The organism is Labilithrix sp., assembly GCA_019637155.1.
In the GTDB taxonomy this organism is placed as follows: domain Bacteria; phylum Myxococcota_A; class Polyangia; order Polyangiales; family Polyangiaceae; genus Labilithrix.
The window spans coordinates 396822-413381 of sequence record JAHBWE010000008.1; the positions used below are offsets into that span (position 1 = coordinate 396822).

At 68.4% G+C, this 16560-nt stretch carries 13 protein-coding genes; 6 read left to right on the forward strand and 7 right to left on the reverse strand.

What is annotated here, in order from left to right:
* The first annotated feature begins 1 nt into the window (after nucleotide 1).
* Nucleotides 2-3163 (forward strand): efflux RND transporter permease subunit, encoded by a 3162-nt coding sequence (locus tag KF837_19485; protein ID MBX3229511.1) that lies wholly within the window; start codon nucleotides 2-4, stop codon nucleotides 3161-3163.
* 4 nt (nucleotides 3164-3167) lie between these two features.
* On the opposite strand, the gene KF837_19490 is transcribed toward KF837_19485, so the two are convergent.
* Both KF837_19490 and KF837_19495 read right to left on the reverse strand, forming a co-directional pair.
* Complete coding sequence (locus KF837_19490; protein ID MBX3229512.1) at nucleotides 3168-3368, reverse strand: hypothetical protein; 201 nt, start codon at nucleotides 3366-3368, stop codon at nucleotides 3168-3170.
* A gap of 17 nt (nucleotides 3369-3385) precedes the next feature.
* The gene (locus tag KF837_19495; GenBank protein ID MBX3229513.1) at nucleotides 3386-4069 is read right to left on the reverse strand and encodes a hypothetical protein; all 684 of its coding nucleotides are present in this window, start codon (nucleotides 4067-4069) and stop codon (nucleotides 3386-3388) included.
* Between the two features lie 85 nt (nucleotides 4070-4154).
* Between KF837_19495 and KF837_19500 the strand changes: the two genes are divergently transcribed.
* Together KF837_19500 and KF837_19505 are read left to right on the forward strand one after the other, a co-directional pair.
* Nucleotides 4155-4802, forward strand: coding sequence for a hypothetical protein (locus KF837_19500; protein ID MBX3229514.1), 648 nt, complete (start codon nucleotides 4155-4157; stop codon nucleotides 4800-4802).
* Nucleotides 4799-6217: a hypothetical protein gene (locus KF837_19505; GenBank protein ID MBX3229515.1), complete on the forward strand. Its 1419-nt coding sequence runs from the start codon at nucleotides 4799-4801 to the stop codon at nucleotides 6215-6217. The genes KF837_19500 and KF837_19505 overlap by 4 nt, the downstream gene beginning before the upstream one ends.
* Before the next feature lie 58 nt (nucleotides 6218-6275).
* Here the strand turns inward: KF837_19505 and KF837_19510 are convergent, their stop codons facing one another.
* From KF837_19510 to KF837_19520, 3 genes are all read right to left on the reverse strand, one after another.
* Nucleotides 6276-6554, reverse strand: a complete 279-nt coding sequence (locus KF837_19510) for a helix-turn-helix transcriptional regulator (protein MBX3229516.1) — start codon at nucleotides 6552-6554, stop codon at nucleotides 6276-6278.
* A 502-nt stretch (nucleotides 6555-7056) separates the two neighbouring features.
* Nucleotides 7057-9429 (reverse strand): 3-hydroxyacyl-CoA dehydrogenase/enoyl-CoA hydratase family protein, encoded by a 2373-nt coding sequence (locus KF837_19515; GenBank protein ID MBX3229517.1) that lies wholly within the window; start codon nucleotides 9427-9429, stop codon nucleotides 7057-7059.
* A gap of 66 nt (nucleotides 9430-9495) precedes the next feature.
* A complete protein-coding gene (locus KF837_19520) occupies nucleotides 9496-10260 on the reverse strand; it encodes a hypothetical protein (protein ID MBX3229518.1) in 765 nt (254 codons plus the stop codon).
* A gap of 30 nt (nucleotides 10261-10290) precedes the next feature.
* On the opposite strand from KF837_19520, the gene KF837_19525 reads away from it, so the two are divergent.
* A complete protein-coding gene (locus KF837_19525; GenBank protein MBX3229519.1) occupies nucleotides 10291-10887 on the forward strand; it encodes a hypothetical protein in 597 nt (198 codons plus the stop codon).
* Here KF837_19525 and KF837_19530 read toward each other — a convergent pair.
* Nucleotides 10877-12196 carry a cation:dicarboxylase symporter family transporter gene (locus tag KF837_19530; GenBank protein MBX3229520.1) on the reverse strand — a complete coding sequence of 440 codons (1320 nt, stop codon included), beginning with the start codon at nucleotides 12194-12196 and terminating at the stop codon, nucleotides 10877-10879. The two genes, KF837_19525 and KF837_19530, sit on opposite strands and share 11 nt — an antisense overlap.
* A complete protein-coding gene (locus KF837_19535) occupies nucleotides 12189-13100 on the reverse strand; it encodes a 1-acyl-sn-glycerol-3-phosphate acyltransferase (GenBank protein MBX3229521.1) in 912 nt (303 codons plus the stop codon). The genes KF837_19530 and KF837_19535 overlap by 8 nt, the downstream gene beginning before the upstream one ends.
* Before the next feature lie 185 nt (nucleotides 13101-13285).
* Here KF837_19535 and KF837_19540 point away from each other — a divergent pair, with 185 nt between their 5' ends.
* On the forward strand, nucleotides 13286-15994 hold the full coding sequence (locus KF837_19540) for a beta-propeller domain-containing protein (GenBank protein ID MBX3229522.1): 2709 nt from the start codon (nucleotides 13286-13288) through the stop codon (nucleotides 15992-15994).
* Between the two features lie 90 nt (nucleotides 15995-16084).
* Nucleotides 16085-16558, forward strand: coding sequence for a hypothetical protein (locus KF837_19545; GenBank protein MBX3229523.1), 474 nt, complete (start codon nucleotides 16085-16087; stop codon nucleotides 16556-16558).
* The last annotated feature ends 2 nt before the right edge of the window (nucleotides 16559-16560 follow it).

Sequence of the window (16560 nt, forward strand, 5' to 3'; positions counted from 1 at the left end):
CATGCAATGGCTAGCTCGTATTTCGGTCCGTCGGCCGGTCTTCGCGTCCGTCCTCATCCTCGCGATCATGGTCCTCGGCGTCGTCGGGTATTCCCGATTGGGCGTCGACCAATTCCCGAACGTCGATATCCCGATCGTCGTCGTGACGACGCACCTCGAGGGCGCCTCGCCGGAGGAGATCGAAATCGACGTCACCGACAAGATCGAGGCCGCGGTCAACACCATCGCCGGCATCGACGAGCTCAACTCGACGTCGAGCGAGGGCGTGTCGCAGGTCATCATCTCGTTCAAGCTCGAGAAGGACCTCGAGACGGCGGTGAACGACGTCCGCGACAAGATCAACCGCGTGACGCAGGACCTCCCGAAGGGGATCGACGCGCCCATCGTCACGAAGGTCGACCCGGGCGCGACGCCGGTGCTCCTCGTCGGCGTCCGCGCGAAGGACAATGGCGGCAGCGTCCGCGAGATCTCCGAGGTCGCGGACAAGACCGTGCGCCGCCAGCTCGAGACGATCAACGGCGTCGGCCAGGTCACGATCACGGGCAGCCGCGAGCGCCAGATCAACATCCTGATGAACCCGACCGCGCTGCGCGCGGAGAACATCACCGCGTCCGACGTCCTCCGTACGCTGCAGTCGCAGAACCTCATGACGCCGGGCGGCTCGCTCGAGACCGGCCCCAAGAGCGTCACGCTGAAGATCGAGGGGCGCGTCGCCAGCCGCGAGGCGATCGAGCGGCTCGTCATCAAGTCCACCGACGGCCGCATCCTCCGCATCGGCGACGTCGCGAAGGTCGTCGACGGGATGAAGGACGTCGAGAGCCTCGCGCGCTATGACGGACAGGACATCGTCGTCCTCTCGATCGTGAAGCAGTCCGGCACGAACACGATCGAGGTCACCGACGCGGTCCTGAAGCGCCTCGACGCGATCCGCCAGACGCTCCCGCCGAGCGCCGAGCTCGTCGTCGTCCGCGACAACTCGCAGTCGATCCGCACGAGCGTCCACGCCGTCACCGAGCACCTCGTCCTCGGCGCGCTCTTCGCCTCGCTCGTCGTCCTCCTCTTCCTCGGCAACGTCCGCAGCACGCTCATCGCCGCGGTCGCGATCCCCACCTCGGTCGTCGGCACGTTCGGCCTGATGTACGTGCAGGGCTACACCCTCAACGGCATCACGCTCCTCGCGCTCGCGCTCGCGGTCGGCCTCGTCATCGACGACGCGATCGTCGTCCTCGAGAACATCGTCCGCTTCATCGACGAGCGGAAGATGAAGCCGTTCCCCGCCTCGATCCTCGCGACCAAGGACATCGGCCTCGCCGTCCTCGCGACGACGCTCTCGCTGATGGCGGTCTTCGTCCCGGTCGCCTTCATCGGCGGCATCCCCGGCCGCTTCCTGAAGAGCTTCGGCTACACGATGGCGTTCTCGGTCGGCGTCTCGCTCATCGTCAGCTTCACCCTCACGCCGATGATGTCGGCGCGCATGCTGCGCCCGCACGAGTCGAACGTCCTCACCCGCGTCGTCGACAAGCTCTACGCGCCGATCGAGCGCCTCTACATGGCCGCGCTCCGCTTCTCGCTCGGCCGCCGCTGGGTCGTCGCGGCGGCGTGCGCGGTCACGCTCGGCTCCTGCGTCCCGGTCGCGAAATCGCTCCCCTCGTCGTTCCTCCCCCAGGACGACAAGGCGAAGTTCCAGGTCACGATGCGCGCGCCGGAGGGCACGAGCTCGGAGGAGACGCTCGTCATCGCCGAGCGCGCCGCGGTCGACCTCCGCCAGCTGCCGGGCGTCACGCATATCCTGATTACCGTCGCGGAGGACCAGCAGGCGACTCGCAACTACGCGCAGATCTACGTCGACATGGTCGACCCCGAGAAGCGCGAGCTCTCGCAGTTCGACGCGATGAACATGGCGCGCGACAAGGTCGTCGCGAAGCTGCCGCCGGGAATGCGCGTCAACGTCGCCGAAGTCCCCGACTTCTCGGTCGGCTCGAACACCCAGAACATCCAGTGGGTCATGTCCGGCACCGACATCGGCCTCCTCCAGCAATACGCCGACACGATCACGAAGGACCTCAAGGAATCGGGCCTCGCGGTGGACGTCGACACGACGAGCCTGCCGGGCCGCCCCGAGGTGAAGGTCCGCATCGACCGCGATCGCGCGGCGGACCTCGGCGTGAGCGTCTCCGACGTCGCCGCGACGCTCCAGATGCTCGTCGCGGGCGTGAAGGCCTCCACGTATCCCGAGAACGGCGAGGAATACGACATTCGCATTCGCGCGGAGTCGCAATACCGCGTCGACGCGTCCTCGCTCAACTTGATGAACGTGCCCTCGAGCAAATACGGAAATGTGCCGCTCGGCCAGGTCGTGAAGTGGTCCGACGGCACCGCGCCCTCCCGCATCAACCGCTACGGCCGTGAGCGCCAGATCACGCTCCTCGCCAACGCGGCGCCGGGTGTGGGGGAAGACAAGGTCAGCGCGTTCATCCAGAAGCGCTTCGAGGAGCAGGGCCCGCCCGCGAACTACCACCTTCAGCCGACGGGGCGCACGAAGTCCCAGGCCGAGACCGGCGCCGGATTCCTCCTCGCGATCGGGATCGCCTTCGTCTTCATGTACCTGATCCTCGCGGCGCAGTTCGAGTCGTGGCTCTACCCCGGCATCATCCTGGCCTCCCTCCCGCTCACCGTGCCGTTCGCCTTCATTTCACTGAAGCTCTTCGGGCAGAGCCTGAACCTATTCTCGATGCTGGGTCTCCTCGTGCTCTTCGGGGTCGTGAAGAAGAACGGCATCCTCCAGGTCGATCACACGAACGCGCTCCGCGCGAAGGGCGTCGACCGCCTCACGTCGCTGCTGCAGGGCAACCGCGAGCGTCTCCGTCCCATCCTGATGACGACGATCGCGTTCGTGGCCGGCATGCTGCCGCTCATCCTCTCGAAGGGCATCGGCTCGGGCCTCAACAAGGCGACGGCGAGCATCGTCATCGGCGGCCAGACGCTCTCGCTCCTCCTCACCCTCCTGGCCGTCCCGGTGTTGCACAGCTACGTCGACAGCGTCCGCGACTGGCTCGCGCGCCGCTCCGCGGGCCGCACGAAGATCGACCGCGGCGAGGACGAGGTCGACGCCGCGATCGCGGGGGTCTATCCGCTCGATACGTCGCACGCCGCCGGCGAGTAGGCGCTCACGCCGGCTCCTCGCGGTCGTCGGCCGGACATGGCCCCGCGACCGCGGCGGCGCCGAGCGTGCGGAGCAGATCCGCGCGGTCGGCGAAGCCGAGCTTGCGAATCGCGCGCGACAGGCACGACGCGACGGTGCCCTCCGCGATCCCGAGGTGATAGGCGACGAGCTTGTCGCTGTAGCCGCGCGCGGCGAGACCGGTCACGCGCGCCTCGAGCGCGCTCAGACCTCGCGGATCGGCGACGCGCTCCGGGTTCCGATGGGCGAGGAGGTAGCGCTTCCCGTCGGCGTCGAAGCGCTCGACGAGCGACCAGCGGCCGTCGACCAGGCCCTGCCAGACTCCGGGCGGCGCGTCCGCGTCGCGCGCCCCGCCTTCAGGTGAGCGCTCAGCATCTGGTACGTCGCACGTTCGGCGGGATGGACCGTGTCGGCCTTCAGCCTCGGCCCGATGAGGAGCGTGACGCCGTTCCCGTCGATGTGGTGGTTGACGAGGTGAAGGATCTCGCGGATGCGCGGGACGCCGAGCGTGTACATCCAGCGCGGCCCGTACGTCTCGAACTCGGAGAGGAGCATTCGATCGGCCGACTGCACGATGCCCTTCCGAATGACCTTCTCGTAGAGACGGCCCCTCATCCGCTGGAGCGCGTTGGCGCGCCCCGAGCGGCAGCGCTCGAGGAGCTCGCGCATGACGCGGATGCGCGCCATCGCGAGGCCTCCCGGACGCGTGCTCACGGGCTCGCCGAAGCGGACGAAGCGAGGGTCGACCTCCACGTGGTAGGCGAGCACGTCCTCCACCTTCAAGATGGGCGCCGCGAGCCGCGCGAGGTTGCCGAGCCACTGTTCCTCGGTCGCGCGCAGGTCGTAGCAGGCTTCGACCATCGCGATGGGGTCGCGCGTTGCGGCCATGCCGTCGAAGGATGACCGCTCGTCGGGCTACCGCGCAAGGAATTGCCCATGGCGACGGCGCTCCTCCTCGCGGACGCTGTCCACCATGCATCCTCGGGGTAGGGACGTTCGCGTCGCGACGGCGCTCGTGACGTTCTCGCTCGCGTGGCCAGCGCAGGCGGCCACCGGCGACACGCGGCGCACCGACGAAGAGATCGACGCGAAGCTCGTGGACCTCCGGCGCGACCTCGCCGCCGAGGAGGCGAAGCTCGACGACATCGGCAAGCGCGAGCTCTACACCGCGCTCGTCATGTCGCCCGGACGCGCGCGGCTCGCCGGCGACGGACCTGCCGTCGATCGGGACGGGGGCGTCTCGCCGGGGCCGAAGCGCGTCGATGCGCGCATCGGCATCAGCGCGCCTCTCCGCAAGGACGCCCTCTACCTCTCGGTCGGACCGTACACGTCGGACGCCGAGCACGTGCACTTCGGGCTCGGCTACGTCCAGTTCTTCGGCGACCAGAAGGTCAAGAGCCTTCATCCATTTCTCGGCACTCGGTTCGGTATGACGACGCGCGCCTTCAGCAGCATTCCCTTCTTCGAGGCGGCCGTCTCGGGCGGCATGCGCGTCGAGCTCTCGACCGTGGTCATGATGACGATCGCGGTGGAGGCCTCCGTCCCGACCGACCTCGGCAGGAAGGACCTCCAGATGGCGCTCGACCTCGCCCTGCCGATCGGCGTCGAGGTGGTGCTGTGAGCCGCCCGGCCGTCGTCGTCGCCGTTGCCGCGCTCCTCGGCGCCGCGGCGCCGTCGCTCGGTTGCATGCACAAGGACAGCCGCGCGGCCGAGGCGCTGCGCGAGCGCATCGCGGCGCTCGAGCTCGAGCGCGCTCGCGAGCATCGCCTCGGCTGCGACGACGACTGCGAGACCCGCGCAGAGGCGTATTGCAAGGAGAGCATGGAGCTCGGCACGGCGGTGAGCGTGGCGCGGGTCGACGACCAAACCGGCGAACGTCATGTCGTGTTCGACTGCCGCGTCGATACGGAGCGGCAGCGCGAGATGGCCCGCGCCGAGCGAGACCGGCGGCGCCGGGAGCCCTTCGAAGCCTCGTCGTTCGACGAGGCCGAGGGGACCTGCATCAAGCGCCGGACGCGGGGGGAGGTCCATTTCGTCGTCGCGGAGAAGGGGTCGACGTACCACTGCGTCTTCGCGGGAGGCGGCGAGGACGAGGAGGCGGACGGCAAGAAGATCAAGCCCTGCTCGCTCGCGTATGGGGCCGAGGCGTGCAAGGACGCCGCGCTCGCCGCGTGCTACGAGGTCCGCGAGCGGCTCGCCGAGAGCTTCTACCCGACCTCGCTGGCGCGCTTCCCGACGCCGCGATCGCCCCGCGTCTCCGTCCACGAGATCGATGACCCGACGACGCGCGAGCGCGTCGGCTTCTACGTGACCTCCGACTGCGGGCTCGAGGACGACGAGGAGCGCGAGGCGCGGCGGCACATGCCGCGCGGAGCGAGGTGCGACGACTATCCTGCCTGCAAGTACCGCAACGACCACCGGCGCGACGCGGCGATCTTCGCCGCGATCGCGGCGCGCCAAGCGTCGCGTTCGAGCCCCGCCGCGGCCGGCACGGCGGTGGTCTCTCCGCCGTCGACGACCTCGAAGGCGACGACGTCGAAGGAGCCCGCGGAGGGCCTCTACGTCCTCGACGCCGGCTGCGTCGACACGCCCGATACGGGCGCCTGCGCGGAGCACTCGACCTATTGCGTCGAGCGCACCGGCGGCCGCTGGGTCGGGACGATCGCGCGGAGGTCGCCGGCCCTCGTCCGCAACAAGATCGACGCGCACCGGAAGATCTTCGACGTCCCCGCGAACGGAGGCGAAGGGACGTTCACGTTCTTCCTCCCGTTCGAGGACACCGCCTGCAGCGCGGCCGCGCTGGTGGACCTCCCCGCGACGAGCACGCGCTCCGAGGACGGCCGAGTCCTCACCGTTCGTTACCAGAAGCTGCGCCGCGACCCGCGGTCGTGCGCGATCGTCCACGAGGGCGTGTCGACCTCGAGCGTCTACTACAAGGCAAGGACGGGCGACGATCAGTGCCGAGCGCCGGTCGTACCGATCCCGCCCGTCCCCTTCCCCCTCCCTCCGCCCAGCGTCGGCAAGGGCAACGGGTGACACGACGCCGACGCGTCACCGCCGCCAGCTTTCGGATCGAAATATTCGGCGTGACGACTCAGCAGCAGCTGGACTTCCCGCCCTTGCAGCAGTCTTCCCAGAGGTAGTCGGTGAGGGCGCGCAGCGCGGCGCTGTAATAAATGTACGTCCCGTCGCGCCGCGCCGCGAGGAGGCCCGTGCGCGCGAGGCGGTCGATGTGATGGCTCAACGTCGACGCGGGGACGTCGAGCTTCGCCTGGAGCTCGCCGGCTCGGCGTGACTCTCCAGCTTGATGGCCTCCTGTCTGGAGGACGCCGGTCGCCCCCGAAGGACGCAGAAAATCTGCCGCGTGAGTCATCGTCGGACCAGGTGCTCGCCGTCCCAGCGGTACTCCCCCGCGCTCGCGCAGATCCTCGCGACGAGCGTCTCTTCCTCGCCGCAAGGCCCGGAGGAGCAGACGTCCTGGCATCCAGCTCGAACGCGAAGCTCGACGCCGGCTTGGTGTACTCGAAAAGAAAGACGCGCCACGACGGCGTCGGGAGACCTCATGCTCCCGTGCACCTGACGGTCCAGCGGGAAGGACCAGCGTGGTTGCGCGTTCGAGCCGTGGCTGACGGTCAACGTGCGCTCCGTGAACGGCCCAGTCGCGTGGTGATGAATCAGGCTCTTCGTCTCGAGGCAGACGGTAACCGACGAAGCCGGATGGCAGCATTGCGTGGCGGTCGCGCCCTCCGCCGGGTAAACCGGCGGAAACACACAAGCGCCGGCTTCCGGCCAAGGCGTCACCGCCGGCGGAGTCGAGCACGACGAGAAACAGAGGCTCGCGACGAGAGCCTTCACGCGCCGGGCGGCGGTGAGCGTCAATTGCGCAACGGTTTATTGTTCATCAGCATGTACTGCATGCGCTCGAGGCTCTTGGGTTCGCCGCAGAGGCTCACGAAGGCCTCGCGCTCGAGCTCGAGGATCTCGTCTTCCGTGACCTCCCGCGTGGCGCCGCCGATGCCGCCGCAGAGGACGTGGGCGAGCTTGCGCGCGATCTTGGCGTCGTGCTCGCTCGCGTAGCCGCCGGCGACGAGGGTGTCGACCATCATGCCGAGCGTCGCGATGCCGCTCTCGCCCGGGAGGCGGTAGGCCTTCGGCGTCGGCGGGTGGTAGCCCGACTCCGCGAGGCCGATCGCGCGCTTCTTGGCCTCATAGACTTGGCGGGCGCGGTCGAAGGAGACGCCGTCGGTCTTGCGGAAGTAGCCGAGCGCCTTCGCCTCCTCGGCGGAGGTGGCGACCTTCGCGAGGGCGATGTTCTTGAACGTCTGCGTCACGTACTCGTAGGTGGAGACGTTCGTGCCCTCCGGGATCCCCTCGAGCGCGCGCCACAGCATGTTCATCGTGCCCGCGCCGCCCGGGATGAGGCCGACGCCGACCTCGACGAGGCCCGAGTACGTCTCCGCCGCCGCCTGCACGTGGCCCGCGCCCATGCAGAGCTCGAGGCCGCCGCCCAGCGTCATGCCGTAGGGAGCGGCGACGACCGGGACGCGCGCGTACTTCATCTTCTGCGTCGCGTACTGGTAGCCCTTCACCATCTCCTTGATCGGCTCCCACTGCTGCTGGCTCGCGCTCATCACGACGAGGAGCAGGTTGGCGCCGACGCAGAAGTGATCGCCCTCGTTCGCGACGAGCAGCGCGCGGTAGTTCGTCTCCGCCTCGGCGACCGCTTTGCCGATCATCTGGATGACGTCGGGGTCGATGCTGTTCGCCTTCGTCTTGAAGGTGAGGCCGAGCACGCCGTCGCCGAGGTCCCACGCCTCCGCGCCGTCGTTCTTGAGGACCGGCTTGTCGCCTCTTCGGGCTTTGGGGAGCGTGACGTAGCGCGGGTCCTGCTTGCGCTCGACGTAATTGCCTTTTGCGAGGCTCGCCTCTTTGCCGTCCTGGTACCAAGAGGTGACGCCATTGGCGATCATCTTGTGGACCGACTCGGGGAGCTTGTGGCCCGCTTTTTCGATGGCCTCCGCCGTCTCCTTGAGGCCGAGCGCGTCCCAGGTCTCGAAGGGGCCGAGCTCCCAGGCGTATCCCCACTTCATCGCGTCGTCGACCGCGGCGACGGAGTCCGAGATTTCGCCGATGCGGCGCGCGGAATAGGCGAGTGAGCGATAAAGGACCTTGCGCGCGAAGTCACCGGCTTTGCCCTGATCGGCGACGAGCTTCTTCACGCGCTCTTTGACGTCTTCGACCTTGGCGAGGGTCTTCGTCGTCGCCTTGATGCCCTCGTCGCCGGCCTTGGGACGGTATTCGAGCGTCTTCGGGTCGAACGTCATGATGCTCTTGTCGGGCATCCGCTTGTAGAAGCCGCCCTTCGTCTTGTCGCCGAGGAGCTTCCTCTCGACCATCGTCTTCACGTAGTCGGGCATCTTGAAGACCTCGCGGTCTTCGTCCTTCGTGAGCGACGTGTAGCAGTTGTCCGCGACGTGGACGAAGGTGTCGAGGCCGACGAGGTCGCCGGTGCGGAAGCTCGCGCTCTTCGGGTGGCCCATCGGGGTGCCGGTGATGTTGTCGACGTCCTCGGGGGCGAGGCCGTCGGCGAGCATCTGATGGATCGTCGCCATCATCGCGTGCGTTCCGATGCGGTTGCCGATGAAGTTCGGCGTGTCCTTGCCGAACACGACGCCCTTGCCCAACGTGTCCTGGGCGAAGCGCTCGACGTGCGCGAGGACCTCGGGATCGGTCTCCGGGCCGGGGACGATCTCGAGGAGCTTCATGTAGCGGACCGGGTTGAAGAAGTGCAGGACGACGAAGTGCTTCTTCAGGTTGGCGGAGGAGGACTTCGTCATCTCCGCGATCTGGAGGCCGGACGTGTTGGAGGCGACGATGCAGTGCTCCGGCACGACCTTCTCGAGGCGCGCGAGGAGGGCCTGCTTCGCGTCCATCTTCTCGATGATCGCCTCGATGACGAGGTCGACGTCCTTCAGCTTGTCGAAGTCGTCTTCGGTGTTGCCGACCGTGATGAGGCGCGCGGCGTCCTTGTGATAGAAGGCCGCCGGCTTGGCCTTGAGCGCCTTCTCGAGGCCGCCCGCGGCGAAGCCGTTGCGCTTCGCCGGGTTCTTCTTGTCGGCGTCGGACAGGTTGGGCGGGACGATGTCGAGGAGGAGGACCTCGAGCCCGGCGTTGGCGAAGTGAGCGGCGATACCGCTGCCCATGACCCCGGCCCCGATGACGGCCGTGCGACGAATCGGCTTCTGCATGATGGGGCCGGGATCTCACACGAGATCCGTGCCCTCGCGCAAGGGTCGGCGCGATCGATCTCAGCCTTATTTTCGGAAGCCGCGCGGCTCGAGACCGCGGAGGTACGTCACGACCGCAGCCTGCTCCTCCGCGTCCTTCGTCTTCCACTTGTGGCCGTCGGGGTACCTCGTCTCGTCGACGTCGATCGGGCGGTTGTTGGTCGAGAGACCGGTCGAGATCGTGAAGCCGATCTTCTCGTCGGTGACGGTCGCGAGCGCGGCGGGCGAGTGGTCGATGTCCTGCCCGTTCTGGTGGCAGTCCGTGCACGGCGGGTTCTTCGCGTCCCCCGCGATGCCGTTCTCGTAGCGCGCCTTGCCGGCCGCCCACGCCGCCGGCGTGTACGTCGCGACGTTGAGCACGCCGGTCGCGGTCCGGTTCTTCGACTTCGCGGTGAAGGTGACCTCACCCGGCGCCTTCACCGTCACCATGTAGTACCTGCCGAGGTCGGTGCCGTTCTCCGTCACCGGGTTCCTCAGCTCCACCTTCTCGAACGAGACGGACGCGGCCGGCGACGCGGTCACGGTGAGATCGTCGTCCGCGTCGTAGACCGCGAACGGCACCATGTACGTGTGCTCGCCGTCGAACCCCGAGTACATGACCTCCGGCTTGAAGCCGAGGATGCCGAGCCCGGAGTCCGCAGGCGGCTTCCCCGAGCCGGAGTCGACGGTGGTGTCGTCATCGTCGTCGTCTTCATCGACGTACGTGGTCTCCGTCTTCGTGCACGCGAACATGACGGAGGCGAGGAGAGCCGCGGCGAGCGAGAGATGAAGGGCAACGGAGCGCAAAGCCATAGCCCTGATCTTACGGTACGCTCGAAGACGATGCGAGGAGGCCTTCGGCACATCACCGCCGTGCTCGTGGTCCTCGGTATCGCGGCTTGCGGCACCTTCCTCGACACCGGCAACGATCCGCCGCCGGTAGACACGAGCAACGCCGGGAACGCGACCGCGGACGGCGGACCCGCGCCGGGAGATGACGCGGCGCTCGGTGGCGTGGCGGAGTGCGAGGTCTTGCCGCCCGGAAGCGAATGCTCCAGAGGCCTTTGTTTCCCCGACGGCAGCTGCAGCCCGCGGCTCGCCGACGGGCAGCCGTGCGACGTGACGTGGCAATGCGCGTCGGGCGTCTGCAAGCGATCGCGCGACGGCGTCGACGGCGGACCCCCGAGCGGCGAGTGCGTGCCGGTGAAAGAGGCCGGCTGCGAGTACCCGGGGCTGGTGCCCGAGAGCGCTAGCTGCACGTGCTGCCTCGGCGCGCTTTGCGTGGCGCGTCCCCTCGGTCCTAACGGGAGCTGCGAGCTCTGCGCGATCGGCGGCCAGGCGTGCGTGGAGGAACCGAACAGGAAGAAGGGGCAGGCGTGCTGTGAGGGCTATCGCTGCGAGAACGCCGTGTGCGTCCTCGGCTCGAGCGTCACGGAGTAGCCGGCGCCGGCGCGGGATCCTTCTCTCCGAACACGCCCTCCCAGCGGGCGACGACGCAGGCGGCGAGGCCGTTGCCGGTGAGGTTCAGGGCGCTTCGGGCCATGTCCATGATCTCGTCCACGGCGAGGATCATCGCGACGCCGGCTTCGCCGGGGAGGTTGAAGCTCGCGCACGTGCCCGCGATGATCACGAGCGTCGCGCGTGGGACGCCGGCGACGCCCTTCGACGTCAGCATGAACGTGAGCGCCATCATGATCTGCGTGCCGAGCGGCATGTCGATGTGCGCCGCTTGCGCGATCGTGAGCGACGCGAGCACGAGATAGAGCGTCGAGCCGTCGAGGTTGAACGAGTAGCCGGTGGGGATGACGAAGCTCGCGACGCGGCGCGGGACCCCGAACTTCTCCATCTGCTCGAGGAGGAGCGGCAGCGCCGCTTCGCTCGACGCGGCGCCGTACGCGATCGTCGCGGGCTCGCGGACGTGCTGGAAGAAGCCGCGGACGGGGATGCGGCATATCAAGAGCACCGGGATGAAGACGAGGACGAGGAGCAGCGCGAGCGAGAGGTAGAGGCTGCCGACGAGCACGCTGTAGTGCTTGAGCAGGTCGAAGACGGCGGGCCAGCCCTTCGCTCCGCCCGGCGTGCCCGACGCCATGTGGCTCACGTTGTACGCCATCGCGCCGAACACCCCGAGGGGCGTGAGCTTCATGATCATCTCGGTGTACTTGAACATCACGTGCCCGACGCCTTCGAAGAAGCGCAGGACCGGCGCGCCGCGTTCGCCCTCCCTCACCCCGACGCGGATGAGCGCGACGCCGAAGAGCGCGGAGAAGATGACGACGGGGAGGATGTCTCCCTCCGCCGCGTGCTTCACGAGGCTCGAGGGGAACGCGTGCATCGCGATCTCCCAGCCGTCCTTCGGCTTCTGCAGCGTCGCGTGCGCGTCCTGGACGAGCGGGAGACCTTCGCCCGGCTTCAGCGTGTTCCCGATGAAGAGGCCGACCACGAGCGCGATGGTGGTGACGATCTCGAAGTAGAGGAGCGACTTCGCGCCCATGCGGCCGACCGCCTTGAGGTCGCCGGTCTGCGCGATGCCGGTGATGATCGTCGCGACGAGGATCGGGACGATGATGCCCTTGATGAGCGCGATGAACGCCTTCGAGAAGAACTGGAAGAGGTGGAAGGCGATCGGGTGATCGTGCTCGGGGAAGAGGCCGCCGACGACGACGCCGAGGAGCAGCGCCACGAAGATGAGCGGCGTACCGCTGAGACCGCTCTTCTTCTTCTTGGACGCCGCGGTGGGCTCAGACATCCGCCGAGGGTTGCATGCTTTCGGGCGAGCGGCGCGACAATGCGCGCTCGGAGACCGACGGCTCCGCGTCGGGATCGCGACCGTCGCGGATCGCCGCCGCGCGGCGCTGCTTCTCCGCGAGCGCCTTCACCGCGTCGAGGCAGCGATCGGCCGCGCGCTTCTGCATCGTGATCGAATTCGTGCGCGCGCGGAGATCGCTCACGTCCACCGGCGGACCGAAGTACACGTCGACGGGGTGCTCCTTCGGCGTGAGGGCGTTCATCTTCATCTCGCCGAGGATGCTCTGGCCCATCCCGAGCGCGAAGACAGGGATCACCTTCGCGCGCGTCGCGCCGAGGGCGATGCGTCCGACGCCGGGCTGCGCGGGGAGGAACGTGTACGGATCGTCGTTCTTGTTGCGCGTGCCCTCGGGATGGATGCCGAGCACGGTGCCGATGTCCGTGCGGTTCAGCTCCTCGATGCAGCGCTCCACCGAGTACTGGTTGAAGCCCTTCTTCTCCTTCTCGCGCATCACCGGCGGGAACATGCGCATCCCGCTCATCACCGCGTTCACGAGCGGGCCGGCGGGGTGGTCGTAGAAGAACTTCTGCCGAACGGGGAAGAAGATCCGCTTCGTGAGGTTGGTCCGCCAGTAACAGAGCGCGGTGATGGTGAAGAAGTCGAAGAACGAGCGGTGGTTGGCGACGAGGAGGACGCTGTCCTTCTTGCCGTACTGCTGGAGGATCTCGAGGCCGTGCACGTGGAAGCGGCGCCCGCCGCACGAGTAGATGAGCGCGCCCATGAACGCGCTGTTCCACGTCGCCGAGATCGGCGTCAGCGCCGGACGCGCGAAGAAGTCGGCGAGCTCGAACGTGGCGCGTTCGAGCCGGCTGAGAGGAGCGAGCTGCTCGGCGGTGGGACGCACGCGAAGGTCTTAGCAATCATGGAGAAAAAGTCGGCTTGAAAAGCACGGACCGCGAGCTGTGCCACCACCTGGCACACCCCGATCCGCGTGTCCGGGACGAGTTGTGTGCCGCAAAATTTTGTTCCGTACATACCAACACTTATGCGCTCTAGCGGAATGGACCGCGGCTTGCTCCAATGCCGCGCATGACGATCAAGACCGCCTTCGTCGTTCTCGCCGCCATCACGTCCGCCGCCGCCGTCGGCTGCGGTGGAGGGGGATCGAACGGATCGACCAACACCGGCACGATCCGCGCGAGCCTCCACCGCGCGCAGAACTGCACCGACCTCCTCTCCGACCTGAAGGCGGACGCGAAGTACAAGCTCGACAAGGCGCTCGATTACTCCATCCGCGGCATCCGCGAGTGCCAGAAGCGCTACCCGGACTCGCAGTGCGCCTACTACGGCGGCTACGGCTACCCGATGCGCGGCGGCGTGAGCTTCGGCGGGACCGACGACATGGGCCGCGCCGAGTCGGCTCCCACCTCCGGCGGCGCGCCGCCGCCGGCCGCGGGTGCGCCCGGCTCGTCGTCGTCGTCGACCTCGTCCTCGTCGGGCTCCTCCGGCAGCATGTCCAACTCCGCCGGCGACGCCAAGGCCGAGAGCCCCGGCGCCTCCAGCTACTCGGAGACGAACACGCAGGTGAAGGGCGTCGACGAGGCGGACATCGTCAAGAACGACGGCAAGAACCTCTACATCCTGCACGGGAGCCAGTTCAAGGTCGTGCAGGCGTTCCCCGCGACCGAGATGAAGGACGCGGGCACGTTCGACATCGAGGGCTCGCCGACGGAGATGTTCGTCGCCGACGGCAAGGTCGTCGTCTACTCGCAGGTCAACGGCGCGAAGGTCTTCGCCGCGGCGGGCGTCGCAAAGCGTGCACAGTACAACGAGTTCGGCTACTATGGCGGCGGCTCCTCGGCGTCGACGGACGCCGCGCGCCCCTACCCCGGCGATCCCGGCTCGCCCGAGACGCCCGAGGTCTACATCCCGCTCACGAAGATCACGGTGCTGAACCTCCAGGGCACGACGCCGGTCCTCGCGCGCGAGTCCTACTACGAGGGCGGCTACCTCGACTCGCGCCGCGTCGGCTCGAGCGTCCGCACCGTGTTCCAGGGCTACAACTACGGCCCGCCGCTGAAGCACAGCGTCTACGACATCCTCCCGCAGCCGACGTCGCCGCCGTACGATCCGAACACGGGCGGCGACATCAAGGGCAACGGCGAGATCCCGACGCAGGACCCGTCGCCGAAGACCGGCGCCGACATGATCGCGGCGATCGAGAAGCTCCGCGCGACGAACCACGGCATCATCGACGCGAGCGTCATCGGCGACTGGCTTCCCTACACCTTCGTGAAGAACGGCGACGCGGTCTCCGCGAACACGACGGCGTGCGAGGACTTCTACGTCCCGACGGTGGGCTCCACCGAGAGCGGCATCACCGAGGTCTCGACCTTCGACCTGAACGATCCGGCGGGCACGCCGCGCGCGACCGCCATCCTCGGCCGCGCCGACACGGTCTACGGCAACGCGGACACGATGTACCTCGCGGCGCACGCGTGGGTCGAGCTCCCGTTCGCGTGGTACGACGACGGCGACGTCGCGATCGGCGGCGGGACCGACGGCTGGAGCGGCAGCAGCAGCGGCGGCAGCGGCAGCCCGGGCAACCCGGGCAACGCCGGCGGCGACACGATCGAGCCCGCGCCCGCGCCGACGCCGCCGCAGCCCACGCCCGGCGGCATCGGGACGAAGACGCTGCGTCCGCGCACCGACCAGGCGGCGCCGCAGGCCTTCCCGTACTCGCAGAGCAACACCCACGTGCACAAATTCGAGTTCCAGTCGGACGCGAAGTTCGCGAACTACGTCGCGTCGGGCACGGTCCGCGGCACGGTGAAGGACCAGTTCTCGCTCGACGACAAGGACGGCATCCTCCGCCTCGCGTCGCACGAGCAGCGCACGTACGTCACGGCGGACGGCCGCTACGCGCACGCCGACGGCAGCGTCATCCCGAAGGGCTCGCCGCCGCCGGCGCGCCCGGCGATGGTGAACCACCTCTTCACGCTCGAGCAGAAGGGCCCCTGGCTCGAGACGATCGGCGACGGCGGCGACCTCGCTCCGAACGAGCAGATCTACAGCGTCCGCTTCGTCGAGCACCGCGGCTACGTCGTCACGTTCCGCCAGGTCGACCCGCTCTTCGTCTTCGATCTCTCGAACCCGTCGAAGCCGAACAAGCTCGGTGAGCTCACGATCCCCGGCTTCTCGACGTACATGCACCCGCTCGGCTCGACGCACCTCCTCACGATCGGGCGCGACGCGAGCCCCGAGGGCCGCGTGCAGGCGCTGCAGCTCAAGATCTTCGACGTGACCGACGGCGCGAACCCGCGCACCGCTTGGGAGCTCACGTACACCGGGAGCGAGTACGGCTCGAGCGACGCGGAGCACGACCACAAGGCGTTCACCTACTTCCCGCAGGCGGACGGCACGGGCTACCTCGCGCTCCCGTTCTACAGCTACGGCTACGACCCGAACGACCCCTACGGCGGCATGAAGAGCACGCTGGAGATCTTCCACGTGAACACGGCGTCGGGGATCAAGAAGCTCGGCGCGATCGACGCGAGCACGCTCGTGAAGGACCGCCAGAACGGCTACTGCGGCGGCTACTACGGCCCCTCGGTCCGCCGCGGCGTCTTCCTCGACAGCACCGTCTACGCGATCTCGTACGGCGGCATCGCGGCGAAGGACATCAAGGCCCTCGACGCGCCGGCCCTCACCCTCCCCCTCTCGACCCCGAAGGCCAACGACTACTACGGCCGCCCGGTGCCCGCCTGCGACGCCGTCCCGACGCCGCAAGACTTCTGATCCACTTCGCAGCACGTACGCGAGAGCCGCGGCCCACGAGGCCGGCGGCTCTTCGCCATTTCGGCGCGCGGTGCGATAGAGTCGCGGGCGATGGTTCGTGCGTATCGCCTCGCCCTCCTCGCCGTCGTCGCTGGTTGCTCCCCTTCGCCGGAGCCGGTCGCGCCCGTGTCGTCCGCGCCGCCGCCGGCGGCCAGCGCGGGCGAAGCCGCGGCCACGCCGGAGGCGGCGACGATGACGGCCGACGAGGCGCTCGCGAAGCTGCGGGTCGTGTCGCCGACGGCGCGGGAGCTTCCGGTGGCGGGGCGCGCCGCGGTCCTCGACGAGCTCGGGCGCACGCTCGACGCCTTGCGCGCGGACGGCGGCGACGCGATCCGGATCTTCGGCGTGCGCCCCGACGGCCTCCTCGGCAAGCTCGGTCTCGAGAACGGCGACCGCCTCGAGGCGATCGACGACAAGCCGCCGACGACCGAGACCCTCACCGCGGCGAAGTCCAACCCGTCGACGTCGCTCCGCGTCGCCCGCCGCGGCGCCACGTCGACGACGCTGACCCTCGAGTTCAAGTAGTC